The 20,063-nt window shown below is 41.4% G+C and carries 20 protein-coding genes and 1 pseudogene; 4 read left to right on the top strand and 17 right to left on the bottom strand.

Annotation, left to right across the window (positions count from 1 at the left end; genetic code table 11):
• The first annotated feature begins 43 nt into the window (after positions 1-43).
• Positions 44-757: a YebC/PmpR family DNA-binding transcriptional regulator gene (locus tag KG708_RS03255; protein ID WP_213608093.1), complete on the top strand. Its 714-nt coding sequence runs from the start codon at positions 44-46 to the stop codon at positions 755-757.
• 73 nt (positions 758-830) lie between these two features.
• Positions 831-2,108 (top strand): protein kinase, encoded by a 1,278-nt coding sequence (locus KG708_RS03250; RefSeq protein WP_213608092.1) that lies wholly within the window; start codon positions 831-833, stop codon positions 2,106-2,108.
• Between the two features lie 100 nt (positions 2,109-2,208).
• Here KG708_RS03250 and gap read toward each other — a convergent pair whose 3' ends face one another.
• The 5 genes from gap to glk form a co-directional block, all read right to left on the bottom strand.
• Entirely contained in the window at positions 2,209-3,213 is a 1,005-nt protein-coding gene (gene gap, locus KG708_RS03245; protein ID WP_213608091.1) for a type I glyceraldehyde-3-phosphate dehydrogenase, read from the bottom strand.
• Positions 3,210-3,842 (bottom strand): bifunctional 4-hydroxy-2-oxoglutarate aldolase/2-dehydro-3-deoxy-phosphogluconate aldolase, encoded by a 633-nt coding sequence (eda, locus tag KG708_RS03240; RefSeq protein WP_213608090.1) that lies wholly within the window; start codon positions 3,840-3,842, stop codon positions 3,210-3,212. The genes gap and eda overlap by 4 nt, the downstream gene beginning before the upstream one ends.
• A gap of 33 nt (positions 3,843-3,875) precedes the next feature.
• Positions 3,876-5,726 carry a phosphogluconate dehydratase gene (gene edd / locus KG708_RS03235; RefSeq protein WP_213608089.1) on the bottom strand — a complete coding sequence of 617 codons (1,851 nt, stop codon included), beginning with the start codon at positions 5,724-5,726 and terminating at the stop codon, positions 3,876-3,878.
• A 340-nt stretch (positions 5,727-6,066) separates the two neighbouring features.
• Positions 6,067-7,080 (bottom strand): LacI family DNA-binding transcriptional regulator, encoded by a 1,014-nt coding sequence (locus tag KG708_RS03230; protein WP_213608088.1) that lies wholly within the window; start codon positions 7,078-7,080, stop codon positions 6,067-6,069.
• A 29-nt stretch (positions 7,081-7,109) separates the two neighbouring features.
• Entirely contained in the window at positions 7,110-8,108 is a 999-nt protein-coding gene (glk, locus tag KG708_RS03225) for a glucokinase (protein WP_213608087.1), read from the bottom strand.
• 291 nt (positions 8,109-8,399) lie between these two features.
• Here glk and KG708_RS03220 point away from each other — a divergent pair, with 291 nt between their 5' ends.
• Both KG708_RS03220 and KG708_RS03215 read left to right on the top strand, forming a co-directional pair.
• Positions 8,400-9,416: a LacI family DNA-binding transcriptional regulator gene (locus KG708_RS03220; RefSeq protein ID WP_213608086.1), complete on the top strand. Its 1,017-nt coding sequence runs from the start codon at positions 8,400-8,402 to the stop codon at positions 9,414-9,416.
• Between the two features lie 265 nt (positions 9,417-9,681).
• Positions 9,682-9,837 (top strand): annotated as a pseudogene (locus KG708_RS03215) (TRIC cation channel family protein); the annotation flags it as partial.
• 82 nt (positions 9,838-9,919) lie between these two features.
• Here KG708_RS03215 and KG708_RS03210 read toward each other — a convergent pair.
• The 12 genes from KG708_RS03210 to KG708_RS03155 form a co-directional block, all read right to left on the bottom strand.
• On the bottom strand, positions 9,920-10,345 hold the full coding sequence (locus KG708_RS03210; RefSeq protein WP_213608085.1) for a GNAT family N-acetyltransferase: 426 nt from the start codon (positions 10,343-10,345) through the stop codon (positions 9,920-9,922).
• Positions 10,342-11,349 (bottom strand): RHS repeat-associated core domain-containing protein, encoded by a 1,008-nt coding sequence (locus KG708_RS03205; RefSeq protein WP_301003025.1) that lies wholly within the window; start codon positions 11,347-11,349, stop codon positions 10,342-10,344. The genes KG708_RS03210 and KG708_RS03205 overlap by 4 nt, the downstream gene beginning before the upstream one ends.
• A 269-nt stretch (positions 11,350-11,618) precedes the next feature.
• Positions 11,619-12,104 carry a hypothetical protein gene (locus KG708_RS03200; protein WP_213608084.1) on the bottom strand — a complete coding sequence of 162 codons (486 nt, stop codon included), beginning with the start codon at positions 12,102-12,104 and terminating at the stop codon, positions 11,619-11,621.
• Between the two features lies 1 nt (position 12,105).
• Positions 12,106-13,362: an RHS repeat-associated core domain-containing protein gene (locus KG708_RS17460; protein WP_301003023.1), complete on the bottom strand. Its 1,257-nt coding sequence runs from the start codon at positions 13,360-13,362 to the stop codon at positions 12,106-12,108.
• A gap of 40 nt (positions 13,363-13,402) precedes the next feature.
• Positions 13,403-13,882, bottom strand: a complete 480-nt coding sequence (locus tag KG708_RS03190) for a hypothetical protein (RefSeq protein ID WP_213608083.1) — start codon at positions 13,880-13,882, stop codon at positions 13,403-13,405.
• A 194-nt stretch (positions 13,883-14,076) separates the two neighbouring features.
• A complete protein-coding gene (locus tag KG708_RS03185; RefSeq protein ID WP_213608082.1) occupies positions 14,077-14,916 on the bottom strand; it encodes a transposase in 840 nt (279 codons plus the stop codon).
• Positions 14,917-14,962: 46 nt separating this feature from the next.
• Positions 14,963-15,490 carry an HD domain-containing protein gene (locus KG708_RS03180; RefSeq protein WP_213608081.1) on the bottom strand — a complete coding sequence of 176 codons (528 nt, stop codon included), beginning with the start codon at positions 15,488-15,490 and terminating at the stop codon, positions 14,963-14,965.
• Positions 15,491-15,668: 178 nt separating this feature from the next.
• The gene (locus tag KG708_RS03175; protein ID WP_213608080.1) at positions 15,669-16,082 is read right to left on the bottom strand and encodes a hypothetical protein; all 414 of its coding nucleotides are present in this window, start codon (positions 16,080-16,082) and stop codon (positions 15,669-15,671) included.
• Positions 16,075-17,553, bottom strand: coding sequence for an RHS repeat-associated core domain-containing protein (locus KG708_RS17455; RefSeq protein ID WP_366513549.1), 1,479 nt, complete (start codon positions 17,551-17,553; stop codon positions 16,075-16,077). Before KG708_RS17455 ends, KG708_RS03175 begins: the two co-directional genes overlap by 8 nt.
• Before the next feature lie 310 nt (positions 17,554-17,863).
• Complete coding sequence (locus KG708_RS03165; protein ID WP_213608079.1) at positions 17,864-18,532, bottom strand: hypothetical protein; 669 nt, start codon at positions 18,530-18,532, stop codon at positions 17,864-17,866.
• A gap of 50 nt (positions 18,533-18,582) precedes the next feature.
• Positions 18,583-19,176 (bottom strand): hypothetical protein, encoded by a 594-nt coding sequence (locus KG708_RS03160; RefSeq protein ID WP_213608078.1) that lies wholly within the window; start codon positions 19,174-19,176, stop codon positions 18,583-18,585.
• Positions 19,121-19,786, bottom strand: coding sequence for an RHS repeat-associated core domain-containing protein (locus KG708_RS03155; RefSeq protein WP_366513572.1), 666 nt, complete (start codon positions 19,784-19,786; stop codon positions 19,121-19,123). The genes KG708_RS03160 and KG708_RS03155 overlap by 56 nt, the downstream gene beginning before the upstream one ends.
• Positions 19,787-20,063 lie beyond the last annotated feature (277 nt).

Below are 20,063 nucleotides of genomic sequence, written 5' to 3'. Positions count from 1 at the left end.
GCAAATTTTTTCAATTATTTATACATATTAAGGCGAAACGCAGATGGGAAGAGCTTACCAAAACAAAAAAGATTCAATGGCTAAAACTGCGGGTGCTAAAACTAAAGTTTATTCAAAATACGGTAAAGAAATTTATATTTGCGCTAAAAATGGCGGTGTTGATCCTGACGGTAACCTAGCACTGCGTCGTTTAATTGAGCGCGCTAAAAAAGACCAAGTACCGGCTCACGTAATTGAACGCGCTATTGATAAAGCGAAAGGCGGGGGTGGTGAAGACTATGCAGCCACGCGTTACGAAGGTTATGGTCCAGGTAATTGCATGATTATTGTTGACTGTTTAACCGACAACAACAAACGTACTTTTGCCGACGTACGTGTATGTTTTACCAAAGCAAACGCTAAAATTGGCGCACAAAACTCGGTATCACACTTATTTGATCACCTAGCAATTTTTGTATTTGACGGTGACGACGATGAATCCGTACTTGAAGCACTAATGATGGCTGACGTTGATGTAACCGATGTAGAAGTAGAAAACGGTAAAGTGACCGTCTTTGCTCCGCACACTGAATACAACACAACCCGTACCGCACTTGAAGAAATGGGTGTTACAGAATTTGACGAAGACTTAATTGCCTTTGTACCCCAAGTGGAAGCCCCTATTGAAGGCGAAGATGTAGAAGTGATGGAACGCTTTTTAGCCATGCTTGAAGATTGTGACGACGTACAAAACGTGTACCACAACGCACAATTTTAAGCGTTAAAGATTAATCGTGTTTAAAGGCCAACTTAGTTGGCCTTTTTGTTGATTTTAAAATGGATTATTAATTTTGAATACCCTTTCACAACTTCGCAGCGGCCAATTACTTGGTGCAACACAGCTACAATTAGTTGAAGCGTTAAACCATTTTCCTGAGGAAGTTTTTGCCCTCGCGGATACCCTCGAAGTCTTGGATTTATCTAATAATAACTTATCTGAGTTACCTGATGAATTTGCCTGCTTAACAAAATTAAAACGACTGTTTTTATCGTTTAATCAGTTTAAACATATACCTAAAATACTTGCTAAGTGCCCTGCTTTGATTATGGTTGCATTTAAAGGTAATCACATCACTGAATTTGCAGATCACTGCCTACCTAAAGCGATTGAATGGCTTATTCTTACAGATAATAAAATAGCTAAGCTGCCTGCAACATTTGGCCAATACACTGCGCTTAAAAAGCTGGCATTGGCAGGTAATCAGCTCAGTGAGCTACCAATAAGCATGGCAAACTGCCATAACCTAGAATTAATTAGGCTCTCTGCAAATCAGTTAACTCATATTGATAATTGGCTATTTGAACTACCAAAGCTGACTTGGCTTGCATTTGCAGGTAATTGCTTTAATAAATCACAGTGCCTTACCCAATCAAATTTAGCCAATAAACCACTGAGTGACTACTCGCTCAGTAAAGTAATAGGCCAAGGCGCATCAGGGATTATCCATCTTGCTTATTCAACGAATAAAGAGCCGGTTGCTGTTAAGTTATTTAAAGGGACTATTACAAGCGATGGTTATCCGCTGGATGAAGTTAATTGCTGCTTGCAAGCGCTTGAGCATCCAAACTTAATTAAAGTACTGGCTTACATTGAACAACAGCAACAGCTTGGTTTAGTGATGGAGTTAATTGATACAAGCTTTACAAATCTTGGTTTACCGCCGAGCCTTGATACCTGTACTCGAGATACATTTGAAAGCGATTGCCACTACTCTACCCAAGTAATTTATGCCATAGCGCAGCAAATGGTTAGCACTGTGGCCCACTTGCACCAGCACACCATAAGCCATGGTGACATTTATGCGCACAATATCATGGTTGACCCGCACGCACGTGTACTATTTGGAGATTTTGGTGCAGCCACTAATATTGCTCTGCTCAGTGACTATCAACGCCAACAAATGCAGCTAATAGAAGTACGCGCTTTGGGATGTTTAATCGAAGATCTACTCACAACTTGCCAAGAGCAAAGTGCTGAAGTAATGCACTTACAACATATTGCGCAGCAATGCATGAGTGAAAATATTGCACAGCGCCCTTCGTTTGAATATTTGGCGGCTTGTTTATGAACTTACCCTATATTCATAAGCTCTAATAATTTATAAAATACAAAAAAGCCACGCAATGCGTGGCTTGGCTGGATAAAGCTAAATTAACTACACGGAAAATTTATAAATAGGCACCCAGCGCTTTAACTTGATCTAACATGCGGTTTGAGAAACCCCATTCGTTGTCGTACCACGCCATTACTTTAACTAATTTACCATCAGCACGTGTTTGCGTTGCATCAAAAATAGATGAGGCTGGGTTATGGTTAAAGTCGATAGAAACAAGCGGCAGCTCGTTGTACTCTAAAATACCTTTCATTGGCCCTTCTGAGGCTGCTTTAACCACTTGGTTAATTTCTTCAATAGTTGTGTCACGTTTAGCAATAAACGTTAAATCAACTAACGACACATTAATTGTAGGTACACGTACCGCCATGCCATCTAATTTACCTGCCAGCTCAGGCAGTACTAAACCAACCGCTTTTGCAGCGCCCGTTTTAGTTGGGATCATAGATTGAGTCGCACTACGCGCGCGGTATAAATCTGGGTGGTATACGTCAGATAAATTTTGATCGTTGGTATAAGCATGAATGGTAGTCATGCTACCTTGTTCAATCCCTACCGTATCGTTTATTGCTTTGGCTACTGGCGCTAAACAGTTAGTTGTACACGACGCGTTTGAGATGATATTGCTATCGGCATTAATTACATCGCTGTTTACACCATAAACTACCGTTGCATCCATATCTGTACCAGGTGCCGATACCACTACTTTTTTAGCACCGGCTTCAATATGCTTATTAGCCGCTTCGCGTGACGTGAATAACCCTGTACATTCAAGTACGATATCAACGTTTAACGCTTTCCACGGTAAGTTAGCAGGGTCGCGTTCTTGCGTTAAGGTGATCACATCATCGCCAATTAACATGGTGTTGTCTTTAAGCGTTACTTGCTGTGAAAAACGACCATGCACTGAGTCAAACTGAGTCAGATGAGCATTTACATTAGCGGGTGCTAAATCGTTAATAGCCACAATTTTAATTTCATTATTTTGCGCTGATTCATACAGTGCACGCAATACATTACGACCAATTCGGCCGTAGCCATTAATTGCTACATTAATCATTTTTGACTCCTATTAACTTCACATGCTTGGCGAGCAAGCGTTTCAATAGCTTGCCAGTCTTTATTTTCAATCAGTTGTTTATCTAACATCCACGTACCACCTACACAAATAACATTGTTAAGTGCTAAGTAATCAGGTGCGGTTGCTAAACTAATGCCACCGGTTGGACAAAAAGTAATATCAGGTAATGGGCCGCCAATAGACTTAAGCATAGCAGCACCGCCTGCAGCCTCTGCAGGAAAAAACTTTAAAAAGTTAAAACCATGAGCAGCTAAGTTCATCACTTCACTTGGGGTTGCTGCACCGGGTAAAAAAGGAATAGTCGATTCTTTTGCCAGCGCTAATAACTCATCGCTAACACCAGGGCTTACCATAAAGTCAGCGCCCGCTTCAACTGATGCGTTAAAGCTTGCTTTATCAACCACAGTACCTGTACCAACATAAGCTTCGGGCACTTCTGCTTTCATTAGTTTTACAGCCTCAGCTGCAATGGGTGTACGCAGTGTAATTTCAAGTGCTTTTAAGCCACCGTTATATAACGCTCTTGCAAGGGGTGCTGCATCTTCTAATTTTTCGATTACCACCACTGGCACTACCGGTGCCGATGCTAAGATTTTTTCAATACTCATTACTTGTTCCTCATTACCCAATATGGCTAATTATTATTCAAGTCCAAAAGCACTTGCACCTAAATCGGCACTGCTTACTATGTTTCTAAATCCAGTAAATAATTCACGACCTGTACCAAACGTTTGGCTTGCTTGGCTAATTTGTAGCTCACGCTGTGCAAGCTCTTCATCGCTAACATGCAGTTTTAAAATACCATTTGGCGCATCTAAAGTAACAATATCGCCTTCATGAATTTTAGCAATAATGCCACCTTCAACCGCTTCAGGTGCTAAATGGATTGCCGCAGGCACTTTGCCTGATGCGCCCGACATACGACCGTCGGTAACAATGGCCACTTTGTAGCCCTGATCTTGTAATGTTGCCATTACCGGTGTGAGCTTATGAAGCTCAGGCATGCCTTTGGCTTTTGGCCCTTGCTCTTTAAGTACAGCAATAAAATCTTGGTTAAGTTCGCCACGGCTGTAGGCATCTTGTAACTCACCTTGTGAGCTAAATACTTTAGCCGGTGCCGACACCACTTGATGAGATTCTGCAACCGCAGAGACTTTAATAACCGCTTTACCTAAGTTACCCGTTAGTAGCTGTAAACCACCTTGCTTACTAAATGGGTTACTTACTGGGCGAAGTACTTCTTCATCATGTGAGTTTTCTGGACACGCTACCCACTTAACTTTGCTTGGGCCGTTCGCATCACTCATAATTAGGTTGTCGTCTTTATCGAGTAGTGGCTCACACATGTAAGGTGCAAGGCCTTCGCCTAAAATAGTGGTTACGTCTGTATGAAGGTAACCAGCACCTGCTAATTCACGCATTAAGAAGCCCATTCCGCCGGCTGCTTGAAAGTGATTAACATCTGCTGAGCCATTTGGGTAAATACGCGTCAGTAATGGAACAACCGCTGATAAATCAGACATGTCTTTCCATGTAACTTGAATACCGGCCGCTTTAGCAATCGCCACAATATGGATTGCATGATTGGTTGAGCCACCTGTTGATAACAAGCCAACTAAGCCGTTAATAATGGTTTTTTCGCTGATCACATCCGCTAAACACGGGCCATCTTTGTTTTCAGTAAGCTGCTTAAGCATGGTTTCAACCGCATTACCGGTTAAGCCATCACGCAGTTCTGTGTATGGGTTTATAAACGAGCTACCTGGTAAGTGTAAGCCCATTATTTCCATCAACATTTGATTTGAATTAGCTGTACCATAAAACGTACAGGTACCCGCACTGTGGTAAGAAGCGCTTTCAGCTTCTAGTAGCTCTTCACGAGATACTAAGCCTTGCGCAAATTTTTGACGAATGCGTGCTTTGTCTTTGTTTGGAATACCTGACTGCATAGGCCCTGCCGGTAAAAAATACACAGGTAAGTGGCCAAATGACAAGGCACCAATTAATAAGCCTGGGACAATTTTGTCACACACACCTAAGCAAAACACACCATCAAACACATCATGCGATAACGAAACCGCAGTAGACATAGCAATTACATCACGTGAGAAAAGCGATAGTTCCATACCGTCACGCCCTTGCGTAACACCATCACACATCGCAGGTACACCGCCAGCAACTTGGGCGGTGGCGTCAAATTTAGTGGCAATGCTTTTAATTAAATCGGGATAATCTTTATATGGTACATGCGCAGATAGCATGTCGTTATATGAATTGATAATTGCAAGGTTTGGCACCTCATCTGCTTTTAAACGCGCTTTGTCATCGCTGCTACACGCAGCCATTACATGAGCAATATTGCCACAGCCTAATCCAGCACGAACTCTTGTTTGTTTTTTTGCGTGCGAAATACGATCTAAATAGGCTTGACGGGTTTGTTTACTGCGCTCAATAACGCGTTCTGTGACTTCTTGAATTCGAGGGTGCAACATAATTTTACTCATCTCTATTCGTTAGAGGATAAAGGCTCAGTAACAATTATAGACTCCACGAAAATAACTGTACTGAGCATCTTTGACTTACCCGTTCAAAGGTACGCTACCAGGGAGCCTCTCACAACAACCCTGACACCGGTGTCAGGGTATTAACGCATGACATTGACACCGGTGTCAACCCTGAGTCATAAAAATAGCCAATTTTTTTAACATGTACAATAAATAAACGTGAATTTTTAGTGAAATACCAGCAAGCAAATAATGAAAATTAAAAGTACAGACAAAAAAAAGCCCGAGTAAGCGTCACTCATACTCGGGCTACTGTGAAAAAAGGGTTTTATTTTACGGCTGCAGTTGACTCTCGCGTGATTAATTTTGCTTCTAAAATCACTTTATATGGCGACTCTTGCGGCTCAATAATATGGGTGATCAATTGCGTAACGGCTTGTTTTGTCATTTCTTCTACAGGTTGTGCTATGGTGGTCAGCCCAGGCCAAATGTGGCGCGCTATTGGTGCATTATCAAACCCAGCGATAGAAATATCATCAGGTACACGTAAATTACGCTGCGTGGCTAATTTGAGCACTGCCGCTGCCATGTAGTCGTTTGATGCAAATACAGCGGTAGGACGTGGCGATAAATCTAAAATACTACGCGCACTGTCTACCCCTGAATGGTAACTAAAGTTACCCTCTTCAACTAAGCGTTCGTTAAATTCAATGCCATGAGTTGTTAACGCGCGCCTGTAACCTTTAAAACGCTGCTCAGTGGCACTGTGATCTGGGTGACCTTTAATAAACGCGATAGACGTATGTCCTAGGTTTATCAAATGCTCGGTAATTTCAAACGCACCCTGCTCGTCATTGCTGGTCACAGAAATAGAATCATCATCTAAAATCGCAGAAGCGACTCGAGCATAAGGGATTTTTTTCGACTTTAAAAAATCTACCAACTCGCCAAAATCACAAAATGGCGGGGTTAATACTAAACCGTCAAGGCGTGATGACTGCAATAACTGCTCAATATTGTTAATGAGTGCATCGCCCCTGAGCTCACAAGGATGAATAAGCAAGTTATAGTTGTTCTCTTGGCAGGCAGCCAGTGCGCCTGTTTGCACACGGGTGATATAACTTTTACTAGGGTTATCGTAAATGCAGCCAATAATAAAACTACGATTTTGTGCAAGGCCGCGTGCAATTGGGTTTGGGGTGTAATCTAGCTCTTTAAATACGGCTAACACTTTTTCGCGTGTTGCAGCACTGACATTAGGCTCATTATTGAGTACTCGCGATACGGTTTTTTTAGATACACCTGCATAACTGGCAACGCTGTTTATGGTGACTTTTTTCATCTATTTATTTCCAAACCTATGCGAAACGATTAAACCTGTTGGCTCGTATGCAAACATGCAGCAGCCCCAATCAAAGGGATGTTATCTTGTGTTACTAACGTCACCGGAATTTGGCCTGTATACTGCGACATAATACCTTTTTGCGAAAAGCGCTCAACAAAGCGACTTCCAAGTAAACGAGCCTGCATGCGTGGTAATATCCCCCCGCCAATATAAAGCCCGCCTAAGGCGCCGTAGGCCAGCGCTAAATCGCCTGCAACACTGCCAATCCAGTCACAAAATTGATTAAGCGTTGCATCACACACTTCGCATTCACCGCTATTGGCTAAGCTGCTAATTTGTGCGGCATCTAAGTTTTTTGCAGCCACCCCTTTAACCGCAGCCATGGCTTTATACAAATGAGCAATGCCCGGGCCCGAAAATACCGTTTCTACCGATACATGAGGGTGATCTTTTTTAAGTTCTTGAATAAGTTGAGCGTCAAGTTGATTAACGGCTGCTAACGAAATATGCCCGCCTTCAGAGCTCATCACTGCGCATGAATGGGCTGTTCTAACTAAACAAGCCGCACCAAAACCGGTGCCTGGCCCCATTACACCTATATTGGCAGACTCATCGGCTTGACCAGGTTTAACGGTGACATTTTGTGAAGGGTCTAAATACGGTGCTGCGTAGGCAAATGCAGCAAAATCATTAATTACGCTTAATTGAGCAAGATCAAAATGATGTTTAAAGTCATTAACGCTAAAGTGCCAGCCTAAATTAGTTAAATGAACTTGCCCCGCATTAATAGGACCTGCGACCGCAAGACATGCACGTTTAGGGGTAAGATGAGACACTGTTGATAAGTAATACTCGGTAGCACTTTCGAGCGACCCGTAATTAGCACTTGGAAAAGTATGATTATGCTCAATGGTAAATTGATTACTTGATTCGTCGAACCCGGTGATCAACGCAAAACGCGCATTTGTGCCGCCAATATCGGCAACCAGAATAGGATCAAAGTGTGTGCTAGAGTGTAAACCCATAGTATTATCTCTTTTGTTTAAGTAATGAGTACTTATTATTTTAATGGGGTATCATTGATACTTATTTACTTTGAGCTATCACCTCAAAGCAGCTATCACTGTAAAAAAATGCTACCTTTAATAATAAAGGTAGCTAATACGTTTTGACAACAAAATGATAAAACGCCCTTATTGTGACACCGGTGTCATGAAAAAATCAATAAAAAAATGCCTTTATTGACAAATAAGCTTGAAAAAAATCACTAATAAACGAGAATAAGCCCCTATTGTCCTCTTAAGTAAGTAATCGTGATGAAAGGTAAAGCCACCTCGTTTGATATAGCCCATTATGCTGGGGTGTCTCAATCTACAGTTTCCCGTGCTTTACGAAATAGTCCACTGGTAAATGACGAAACCCGAAGACGTGTTCACGATATTGCTAAAAAACTTAATTACAAAGTAGACAAAAACGCCAGTAACCTTCGCACTCAACAAAGCAGTACCCTAGCATTGCTGTTGTTTGAAGACCCGACCTCAGATGAATCACAAATCAATCCGTTTTTTTTAGCCATGCTGGGCAGCATTACCCGTGCCTGCGCAAAAGAAGGTTATGATCTACTTGTTTCATTTCAATCAGCCAGCGCTGATTGGCAAGCAGACTACGAAGACAGCCATCGAGCAGATGGCATCATTTTATTAGGTTATGGCGACTACATTGATTTTCAACCAAAATTTAATACCTTGCTTGAGCAAAACACCAAATTTGTTTGTTGGGGAGCAAGCGTTGATAACCGCCCTGATTTAACTATAAGTTGCGATAATTATGGCGGTGGTAAACTTGCCGCTGAGCATTTACTGGCGCATAACCGAACTGATTGTGCATTTATTGGTGATGCATCTGATCACAGCCCTGAGTTTTTTGCCCGTTTTAATGGCTTTAAAGAAGAGTTACAGCAAAACGGCGTTACACTCAATGAACGTAAAATTGCCAATGCAATCTCAACTGAAGAATCCGGCTACCATGCTACTCGCTCTTTAATTGCTAATAACATTACTTTTAATGCACTTTTTGCTGCCAGCGACCTGATTGCCATAGGGGCTATACGCGCGTTGAAAGAAGCCAATATTAACGTGCCAAAAGATGTAGCCGTAATAGGCTTTGATAATATTTCTATTGCCAGTTACATTAATCCGCCACTTACAACCATAGAGCAAAACACCACTATAGCGGGGCAAATGTTAGTTGAAAACTTACTCAAATTAATTCGTGGTGAGCAAGTACAAAGTACCTTACTGCCACCGCGATTAATTTCGCGTGGTTCAAGTTAATTCACTTTATATAATCGCTCTTTATAAGCAGCAATATCATGCTCCTATTACCTTTAAAATTTAGTCAGACTTTATTATATTTTGGCAGTCATTTATTCTTTTTTTGCAAGCACCCTTTAAGTTAACGTTTATTAACACTTCACTATTAGATTAGTTTTAGTAATGTAAACGTCGCTTTTTTAACGTAATTTTTCACTCGTCAATGCACACTTTTATCTCTACAATCGCACTTTTATTTTTGCTCTTAAAGTTAAGTGACTATTTGATGCTACTCACTATTGTTTATATTATCGGTATTACAGCAGAAGCCATGACCGGTGCACTCAGCGCTGGGCGCAGAAACATGGATTGGTTTGGGGTTATGCTAGTAGCCAGTGCAACAGTCATTGGGGGTGGCTGCGTACGCGATATTTTACTAGGCAAAGCAAAAAACAGTAATTGAGAGTGACTGAATAGGGTATTAAGTTACCCTTGCATACGCATAACATCGGGGCAATTAGCTGTTAAGCGATGCGTTTAGACATATAGTAAAATCTATCATCTTCTTTTTCTATGCTAAAACCTGAGCGTGTGTAAAGCGTGTGCGCAGGGCTTATTTTAAAAACCCGAAGCCTAAGTTGCATAGCACCTCGGTGCATAGCTAAATGAGAACACTCACTAATTGCTGCAGCACCAATCCCCTTATTTCGAAACGTGGCATCTACTTGTAAATCACGAATGTAACAGCCACTTTCATCATAAGCTAAACGCATTGCACCCACTACATCGCCATTTACCACAATATCCCAGTTTTCAAGGCCTACTATTTGTTCATATATTTTATGTTGCTGCCAATCAACGCCGTAATGCTCATAATATGTGCGCATATTAGTATACGTTAATAATGCCGATGCCATTAAATTGGCGCTGTGCTGGTAAGTAACCTTCATAAAGTATCCATGATAAGTGCCCCAAGTTTCGAGTGTAATGGTGCCCCAATATCGGCTGTTGCAGACATATTGCCTATCTGAATATTAACCGTACCATTACCATTGCCTGTCATGGTGCCGACTTTCACATCGCGTTTTATGCGGGAACCTGTGACAGATTGCTTTTGTGTTACATCGGCTGTTTCGCCTTTACCCAGATCTTCTGCAACGTCTTGGCACCCTGCGGCATCATCTACACTACGACTTGCATATTCTGTCGGATCTGTCCCACTTAACGGGTTATTCATAATATACGAATAGGGGTTAATACTTTGGCTATTCGTGGGGCTTTGAATAACGGGGTCAACCAACATAAACCGGCCAAGATTATAATCATACACCCGACCATTCATGTGAATAAGCTCTACATTACCCAAATGTTCGTGGTCAGTAAAGCCTCTTCGTGTTTTAGCATCCGCCACATCACTGAGCTTTGAAGCCCCAAATGGTTTTAACCCGCCACTAACTAAACGTGGTTTGCCAAATGGGTCGAAGTTGCGCTCGGCTCCTACTTGGCCGTTGTGGTCGGTGAATACCCGTACGCTGCCTAGGCGATCGCGTTGGGTATAGCGGATGGTTGCGCCCTCATTAGTGGTTTGGCTTATTACTGCAATGTCGTCTATGTAAGCTCGCCACGTGGTTTTTGTGCCGTTTATTTCTTCTTCATAGAGCCTATAGCTATAGTACGTGGTCACGCTGCCATTTACTTGTTTAAAGCGCATATGCTGCGGGCCATAGGTAAAGTTGAGGGTTTTACCGCTTTTTACTTTTTGTGTGGGTTTATCCATAGCGTTATAGATGGCGCTTGTTAGCCCGTCGCCTTGGGTCATATTACCACGTGCATCGTAGCTAAACGTTTTCCAGCTAACGCTGCGGTAGACCCGCTTTACTCTACCTTCAGCGTTAAAATCATTGACAGGCAAAAGGCAAGACGCGACCCCATTGGCGCATATGCTGCGGGCCATAGGTAAAATTGAGAGTTTTGCCGCTTTTTATAATTTGTGTGGGTTTGTCCATCGCGTTATAGCTGACGCTTGTTAGCCCGTCGCCTTGGGTCATATTACCACGTGCATCGTAGCTAAACGTTTTCCAACTACCGCTGCGGTAGACCCGCTTTACTCTACCTTCAGCGTGAAGATCGTTGACAGGCAAAAGGCAAGACGCGACCCCATTGGCGCGTTAGTAATCGGCTAAAAGGCAAAAAACAAGACCTGCCCCCACAAGTCATCTTAAATTATTGAACTTCAATGCCGCCAGTGACCTTTAGCTCACCAGTGAATACTATATCGGAAGCAGAAAAGTTTGATAATAAACCATTTAATTCAGTCTGACCTCCTTTGAATCCTTTATAATTCGCCGTCATTACGTACGTATCAGAAGCTAAATTAAAGCACTTTTTTAATCTTTGCAGCGGGATTGAATAGCCAGTAATTTGATTTGGGTGCAACTCTATAAAATCAGCAGCAGTTGGTAGGTCAGAGTTTATCTTACATTGGTTTTCAAATGCCTTACCATTCCGAAATACTAGCTTTAGCTCACCTAGTTGCCCTAGTGACATTCTTTTGTTCAAAGAAATGACATCTAAGCTATTATTTGAAATAGTAAAGTCCAGATTGCTACCTTTCTTTTGGGCTGAGAAGTTCAACCCGGAAGTAGAAGCGCTAGCGATACCCATGGTAAGCCCCAAAAGAATTATACTGCTTTTTATTTTATTTATCATTTTAATACACCGTATGACTTGAGAAGTCACCCTGCTTAACCCTGTCTACGTTGCGGTAATGGTAGATATTATCCATATGCTTATCTCGACGCCTTATTAATATGTTAACCTCCTTGCTTGAGAGTCCGAATCGTGCTGTGTTGTTAATTTCGTGTTGATAATAAGCTTGGACTTCTTGCATTGCTGTGCCATCAGCATCAGCCCACCATCTATTTTTTCTGGCCTGTAAATTAACGTGCACTTCTGTTTCGTGAGCTATGGTCGACATCAGCCATCCGGGCGAGGCTCTAAAATACTTATTACTCATAAACGCCCCCGTACCAATACTGACCTCTCCGTCCGGAGTGGTTTCATTATCACCTCCTCGATAAGTAACCTTTCCACTTACTTGGGATACGTCAATACCGCCCAACTCAATTGCCATATCGATAGCTAGCTGCCTATCTTTACCACTTTTTGACTTCATGAGCTTTGAAATTTGAGACCACTCTTTCGTGGATGATACCCCCGAACTACCATCAGAAGAGTTACCAGCACCATCGGTAGTGCCTGACTTCAGCTTTCCACTGGTACTATTAGCCCCTTTATTGTTACTAGCTGGTGCGCCAATATCGGCTGTTGCAGACATATTGCCTATCTGGACATTAACCGTACCATTGCCATTGCCTGTCATGGTGCCGACTTTCACATCGCGTTTTATGCGGGAACCTGTGACAGATTGCCTCTGAGTAATATCAGCCTTTTTATCTTTACCTAGCTCTTCTGCAACCTCTTGGCAGTTTTCAGGGTTATCTGCATCACAACTTGTATAACCAGTCGGGTCTGTTCCACTTAACGGGTTATTCATAATATACGAATACGGGTTAATACTCTGACTATTCGTTGGGCTTTGAATAACTGGGTCAACCGACATAAACCGGCCAAGGTTATAATCATACACCCGCCCGTTCATATGAATGAGCTCTACACTATCTAAATGTTCGTGGTCAGTAAAGCCTCTTCGTGTTTTAGCATCCGCCACATCACTGAGCTTTGAAGCCCCAAATGGTTTTAACCCGCCACTAACTAAACGTGGTTTGCCAAATGGGTCGAAGTTTCGCTCGGCTTCTACTTGGCCGTTGTGGTCGGTAAATACCCGCGCGCTGCCGAGGCGGTCACGGTGGGTGTAGCGGATGGTTGCGCCCTCATTAGTGGTTTGGCTTATCACGGCAATGTCGTCTATATAAGCCCGCCAGGTGGTTTTTGTGCCAGCAGGCAAAAAACAAGACCTGACCCCACAAAGTGAGCTTAGGTTGTTTCTATTTTGCTTTATTGATGATGGTCGGGATTACCTTGCCGCTCGAGTCATCAAATAATATCAACCCACCTTCTTTGAGTTTAATGTGAGATATTTTAGCTAAATAGTAATGCCCGTCATTCAGTTTTTGAAATCGACCATAAATCCGAACAACTTCACCATTTACTCGTGTAAGTGGTTTAATGTCCTCAACGCCAACGGCTAAGTTGATAGCGTTTTCATATACCCCTTCTTTATACGAGTACCTGTCTATGTATAATAAATTTCTCTCGTGCTCAAAATAAACCACTCCCGCCAACCTGACTTCTTTACTTTCATATGATGAGGGTGACATCATTAGCTGCACAATTGAAGCGGCGCAGCTTGTCTCTGGGTCAAGTTCAGTCCATTTGGAGCACTTAGTTGTAGCTGCCAAGGAGTTGCTGGCAAATAACATTAGCGCCAGCGTTAAAACTCTTGTCATTAGGTTTGATATTCTCATGCGTACTACCTTTCAGTGATAGAGTAAAAGTCATCGCGATTTATGGCTGGACCTCTTTCTATATAGTGCGTCCGAACTCGCCCTTGATACGAGTGCTTGTACACGTCAGAGTTGGCTATTCTAGCTTTGTTGTAATCAACACCTCGAAATTTCGCAGTGCCATACTTGGATGAAACATACGGAAATACATGGGGTCAGGTCTTGTTTTTTGCCACTATCCTACTCACGCGTGAGTAGTGTAACTTAAAATAACCACCCACTTCTTTTAGTGTATATCCGCCAGATGCATAAGCCGCTTTTATTGCATCATTTCGATTATCAAATTTTTGAGCATATTCTTCTAGTGATAATACCTGTTTTTGTATTTGTTTATGTGGCACTTCAGATAAGTCACTTTCTTGCTCTTGAAGTAATGCTAAATGCTCTTTAACAAATTCATCATCACCCAAAAAAACCTGATTCGAAATATTAGTCCAAGGATCCACACCCTCTCCTTGCTCAACAAATTGGGCGAATTTTCGCCTTGCTATCGCTTTATATTTTCCAAATTGAAGTAACATTTTGTCGATTTCAAACCATTCTGGAACTTGTCCTAGCCCCATCATAAAGTGCCAACTACTCCAAGGCCATTTCGACAAGCTTTTGACCATTTTCGCTCTTATTGGGTTTAAAACAATATACCTATTTAATTCTAATAAGTACGCATCCTTATCAACCAAAATAGCCTTATAGCGCCCTTGAAATAAATGCCCTACACGTTGATGTTTCCTATTAAACCATTGTGTGTAAACACCATTTAGTTGACGCATACCTTTACTTAAATTAGCGTCTGGAGTTTCAACTAATAGGTGGTAATGGTTATGCATTAAGCAAAAAGAGTGGATAGTCCAGTTATAACGCTCGCACACGTCGCCCAATACTTTTAAGAACCCTTCAAAATCAGACTCATCTAAGTAAATCGATTTTCGCTCATTCCCTCGCGACGTAACATGATACAAAGCACCTTCGAACTCTAATCTTAGTGGCCTAGCCACCTTTTCACCTATCTATGTTAGTAAATTAATAACTAAAGATTAAGCACTAATCGGCTAAAAAGCAAAAAACAAGACCTGACCCCATAAGACCGCTACTGTAGACCCGCTTTACTCTACCTTCAGCGTTAAAATCATTGACAGACAAAAGGCAAGACGCGACCCCATTGGCGCGTGACCAACCACAAGGAATGGCCGAAGCGTTTGAGCAAATATCAGCAAGCTTAATACGCTGGACTGAGGTGGCTTTAGTGGGCAGCTGTTCGAGCATACTAGCCCTACGTGCTGTTAATGACAGTGATTTGTCATCTGTTAGCGCTTGCACCATTTCAAGCACACAAATACCAAATTCATTCGCAATTTGTTCCTTGGTAATTTCTGTATCTTCTAGGCTGTCATGAAGAGCAGCAGCGCACAACTCATTTTCATCTTGAACATGAGCGATATTAACAAGCATATCGACAACTTCGATTAAATGGTTAATGTAGGGTGAGCCATCTGATTTACGCTGTTGTTGAGCGTGGTATTGGGCAGCCAACCGAAGTGATTTAGCCAAAAGCGCAAAATGATTCATCATGGCAACCTCAAAGTTTTAGAACAAAATTAAGCGTAGACCGTCTTGACGTTTTTTGTCTCGTTAAAAAGTAACTTGACAGGCAGTTAGTGCGCAATTTTTCTGGGGGTGATTGCGCACTTGATGGTTTACTCTAATAAAATAACTATTACAAAGAAGTAAGATGTGAGCCCGTTACTAGTTATTCTGCTCTCCAGTAAGGGCCATCCACCAATATCGTATTATAACTAGGCTTGAACGACTCATTGGAAAAGAGAACTGTAGGAAGGTGACTAGAGCTCATTAAAACTTTTTCGGTTATTGACTTAGTCATCTCAACCTTATTCTTGCAGTTGGCAGTGAATTGTAGAAAAATAAATTCACGATTTTCACCTTGCACCGCAGAGCTTGGCGGCGGAAATTCAGTCCCGTAACTAGATATAAAATAACTGATAAAACTATCCATAAACTCTGTAGTTATACTCGCCTTCTCTCGGTCAGACTCATTCTGCCATTCAAATTCAATTCTGGTAATACAATCTGAGGCAGTAAAAGTCTCATCATCACTACAACCAAATAATAACAATAAAGAAATAATTATCACTAACTTATTCATAAATAAACTCACTCACTATTATTCCACCAGCACCGCAATTATCACATGAAGCCGCAGAACTTTTAGTCTCTATGTGCCAACTAAACCTCTCAACACTTCCACCATACAACTCGTAAGTTAACCCCATGGGTAGAGCCTTCATTAGCTGCCCATGGGATTTACTTGATATTGTTGGTATAGGCTTTCCATCTTTACCCAATTGCTGATAATCAATACTGAAATAGATACCATTTGCAAGAGCGAGTCCTTGTTCATCAAAAAAATTTAATTTAACTTTCCGCGATCCAATAAATGTCCCCTTACTGCCCTTCCCGTAAACACGCCCTATTTCCCTCCAGTACCCTTTAATATTTTTAACTCTGGGCTCAGTTCTTGAGGCACTCCGCATACTCACTTTACTATTTTTTTCGCTATGGGGATTAGTTATCCATACAGGAGTACCATCATCTTTATAATAATCAGGTGAGTTATTTCCGGTAGACTTATGAATTATTAATTCTTCACCCTCATAGTGACCATCCGAAACAGCTTTTTCAGCGTTAGCCTTAATATCTGTTACAGCTTGTTTTTCAGTTGTAGACGGGGCTCCTATATCTTCGACATTCTGTTGATTATTATTCTTATTTTCACCCTTATTATATCCATTAGAAACTTTTCCAGAATTACCTAGCTTAATCTGTTTATTAAAATTTTTATCTCTTACTTGTTCATTGGTGCATACAATAAACGTATCACAAACACTTAAATACCCAGTCGGATCAATACCAGCCATAGGATTATTCATTATATAAGAATAAGGGTTAATACTTTGACTATTCGTTGGGCTTTGTATAAACGGATCAACACTCATAAACCGCCCAAGGTTATAATCGTACACCCGACCGTTCATATGGATTAACTCTACACTATCTAAATGCTCATGGTCAGTAAAGCCACGATTCGTTTTTGCATCCGCCAAATCATTAAGTTTTGAATTCCCAAATGATTTTAATCCACCACTGGCTAAACGTGGTTTGCCAAATGGGTCGAAGTTTCGCTCGGCTTCTACTTGGCCGTTGTGGTCGGTAAATACCCGCGCGCTGCCGAGGCGGTCACGGTGGGTGTAGCGGATGGTTGCGCCTTCATCGGTGGTTTGGCTTATTACTGCAATGTCGTCTATGTAAGCTCGCCACGTGGTTTTTATGCCGTTTATTTCTTCTTCATAGAGCTTGTCACTATAGTACGTGGTCACGCTGCCATTTACTTGTTTAAAGCGCATATGCTGCGGGCCATAGATAAAATTGAGAGTTTTGCCGCTTTTTATAATTTGTGTGGGTTTGTCCATAGCGTTGTAGGTTGAACTAGTAAGCCCATCACCTCGCGTCATATTACCACGAGCATCATAGCTATACGTTTTCCAGCTAACGCTGCGGTAGACCCGCTTTACTCTACCTTCAGCGTGAAGATCGTTGACAGGCAAAAGGCAAGACACGACCCCATTGGCGCCTTTTTATAATTTGCGTGGGTTTGTCCATAGCGTTGTAGGTTGAACTAGTAAGCCCATCACCTCGCGTCATATTACCACGAGCATCATAGCTATACGTTTTCCAGCTAACGCTGCGGTAGACCCGCTTTACTCTACCTTCAGCGTGAAGATCGTTGACAGGCAAAAGGCAAGACACGACCCCATTGGTTACTATAGCTAAACGTTTTCCAACTACCGCTGCGGTAGACCCGCTTTACTCTACCTTCAGCGTGAAGATCGTTGACAGGCAAAAGGCAAGACACGACCCCATTGGTTACTATGTTTCAGAAAAATGCATGAACTTTTCCAATGACGATATATTAGACAACTTTTTTTGAGATTGCTGATCTATTAATATGATATTACCTGCTCTGTCATGACTATCAAAAAAGCCGCCTGAATATTCCTGCAAGATACTAAAAGCTTGATCATTCAAATAATTTAGAGGATACAAGCCTTTAATTGCTCCTTGTTCTATGCCTTCTGGGTGTACTAACCACTTAGCTTCTTCACTTTCAACTGTTGCCGATATACCGCCAAATAATCTTCTTTGTACTTTGTTTTCTGTAATTGGTAAATAGTCACTCCGCAAAACTCGACTATAACCATATACTAAGTCCCCAGCACTTGAAATATCTTTAAACAGTTGCACTTCTTTTTTAAAATCTTTACGAAAGCTATTTGCAACAGTAAATTCGAGTACTGTAAACTTAAAGTTTAAATATGTGAAGACCTTATTCACTGTCAAGATCGTCCTGCTTTTTACGTCATAAAAATCCAAATTTTCTAAATGCTCAGTGCATAACGCTACCTTCTTTTGTGAAAAACACTTTATTTCCTTTACTTCCTCATAGTTTAAAGAAAATTGTACAACTTCAGAATCACTATATTTGAGAAAAGTATCAAACAAACTATCAAGATTGATCGAGTTTGTTTCTGTTACCAAGAAATATGCTTTAGTAACGTTATATTTAATTTTACTCTTGAAAAACATAATTATTTACCAAACCATTTTTGTAATTGAGCAGCTACATTACTAACACTTACATTACCACTAATACCCTCATTTCTCATCTTACTCACGTTTTTCTGAATTAACTGAGCAGGTTTATCCGTTTTAGATGCTATTTCTTTGACTCTTATTGAACCATCATTATACCTTGCTGCAACATCTGGGCGTGGACCATACTTTAGTCTCATACTTTTCACTCCATCCATCAGTTTTTTGTAGCCCAAATCCATAGTGACTCTAGTTACTCTAGGGTTCATTGAATAAGCATAAGCATATATATTTGATAATGTGGCGTGCCCTAATGTACCTGTAGATTGAGCAGTACCAATTATCTTAGAACTAGCGTAAGAAAAGGCTTTTCCACCTAATGCAAAGAACTCTCCACCTAATAAAGCGAAAGATGTGTCTGCGGCTGTATTAGGTGTCCATAATACAGAGAAAAATAATCCAGTAGATGCAACTGGGTCATCGGTGAACCCTCCACCAGCATCAACTAACCTATTAGCCCAAAACTGTGCAGATTCACCCCCCTGTACCTGAAAATGGTAAGTAACTACCCCAAGTTCTTTCTTGTTCACTATTTAGATTGTTACTATTTACACCTTTTGCAGTTGTTGATGGTGCGCCAATATCGGCTGTTGCAGACATATTACCTATCTGAATATTAACCGTACCATTGCCTGTCATGGTGCCGACTTTCACATCGCGTTTTATGCGGGAACCTGTGACAGATTGCCTCTGAGTAATATCAGCCTTTTTATCTTTACCTAGCTCTTCTGCAACCTCTTGGCAGTTTTCAGGGTTATCTGCATCACAACTTGTATAACCAGTCGGGTCTGTTCCACTTAACGGGTTATTCATAATATACGAATAGGGGTTAATACTCTGACTATTCGTTGAGCTTTGAATAACAGGATCAACCGACATAAACCGCCCAAGGTTATAATCGTACACCCGCCCGTTCATATGAATGAGCTCTACATTATCTAAATGTTCGTGGTCGGTAAAGCCTCTTCGTGTTTTAGCATCCGCCACATCACTGAGCTTTGAAGCCCCAAATGGTTTTAACCCGCCACTAACTAAACGTGGTTTGCCAAATGGGTCAAAGTTTCGCTCTGCTTCTACTTGCCCGTTGTGATCGGTAAATACCCGCGCGCTGCCTAGGCGGTCACGGTGGGTGTAGCGGATGGTTGCGCCTTCATCGGTGGTTTGGCTTATTGAAGCGTCTCTTAGCCCTTTGTGGTAAACAAAATCACTAAAATTTTATACGTTGCATTTTCGTTTACATAATCCTTGCATTCACTGTAATTTACGACTAAAAGCTAAGTAATTAACAAAGGTATCATTACTTAATCAGCATAACACTTTGTTTAATAAATAAACAAAGCAGCTTAAAATTTTAGCAAAATGTTAATTATTTCGTATTTCATATTTAACTCCCCTAACAGGAAAGGTATGATGGGCA

This window comes from Pseudoalteromonas sp., assembly GCF_018402495.1.
Classification (GTDB): Bacteria; Pseudomonadota; Gammaproteobacteria; order Enterobacterales; family Alteromonadaceae; genus Pseudoalteromonas.
The sequence above is the reverse complement of the archived record's forward strand: the minus strand, read 5'-3'. Positions and strand labels throughout refer to the sequence as shown.

Excerpts from the sequence above, each read along its gene's own strand:
- KG708_RS03255 (WP_213608093.1), top strand. The coding sequence starts at position 44 with ATGGGAAGAGCTTACCAAAACAAAAAAGATTCAATGGCTAAAACTGCG.
- gap (WP_213608091.1), bottom strand. The coding sequence starts at position 3,213 with ATGATTAATGTAGCAATTAATGGCTACGGCCGAATTGGTCGTAATGTA.
- eda (WP_213608090.1), bottom strand. The coding sequence starts at position 3,842 with ATGAGTATTGAAAAAATCTTAGCATCGGCACCGGTAGTGCCAGTGGTG.
- edd (WP_213608089.1), bottom strand. The coding sequence starts at position 5,726 with ATGTTGCACCCTCGAATTCAAGAAGTCACAGAACGCGTTATTGAGCGC.
- KG708_RS03230 (WP_213608088.1), bottom strand. The coding sequence starts at position 7,080 with ATGAAAAAAGTCACCATAAACAGCGTTGCCAGTTATGCAGGTGTATCT.
- glk (WP_213608087.1), bottom strand. The coding sequence starts at position 8,108 with ATGGGTTTACACTCTAGCACACACTTTGATCCTATTCTGGTTGCCGAT.
- KG708_RS03220 (WP_213608086.1), top strand. The coding sequence starts at position 8,400 with ATGAAAGGTAAAGCCACCTCGTTTGATATAGCCCATTATGCTGGGGTG.
- KG708_RS03210 (WP_213608085.1), bottom strand. The coding sequence starts at position 10,345 with ATGAAGGTTACTTACCAGCACAGCGCCAATTTAATGGCATCGGCATTA.
- KG708_RS03205 (WP_301003025.1), bottom strand. The coding sequence starts at position 11,349 with ATGGCCCGCAGCATATGCGCCAATGGGGTCGCGTCTTGCCTTTTGCCT.
- KG708_RS03200 (WP_213608084.1), bottom strand. The coding sequence starts at position 12,104 with ATGATAAATAAAATAAAAAGCAGTATAATTCTTTTGGGGCTTACCATG.
- KG708_RS03190 (WP_213608083.1), bottom strand. The coding sequence starts at position 13,882 with ATGAGAATATCAAACCTAATGACAAGAGTTTTAACGCTGGCGCTAATG.
- KG708_RS03180 (WP_213608081.1), bottom strand. The coding sequence starts at position 15,490 with ATGATGAATCATTTTGCGCTTTTGGCTAAATCACTTCGGTTGGCTGCC.
- KG708_RS03175 (WP_213608080.1), bottom strand. The coding sequence starts at position 16,082 with ATGAATAAGTTAGTGATAATTATTTCTTTATTGTTATTATTTGGTTGT.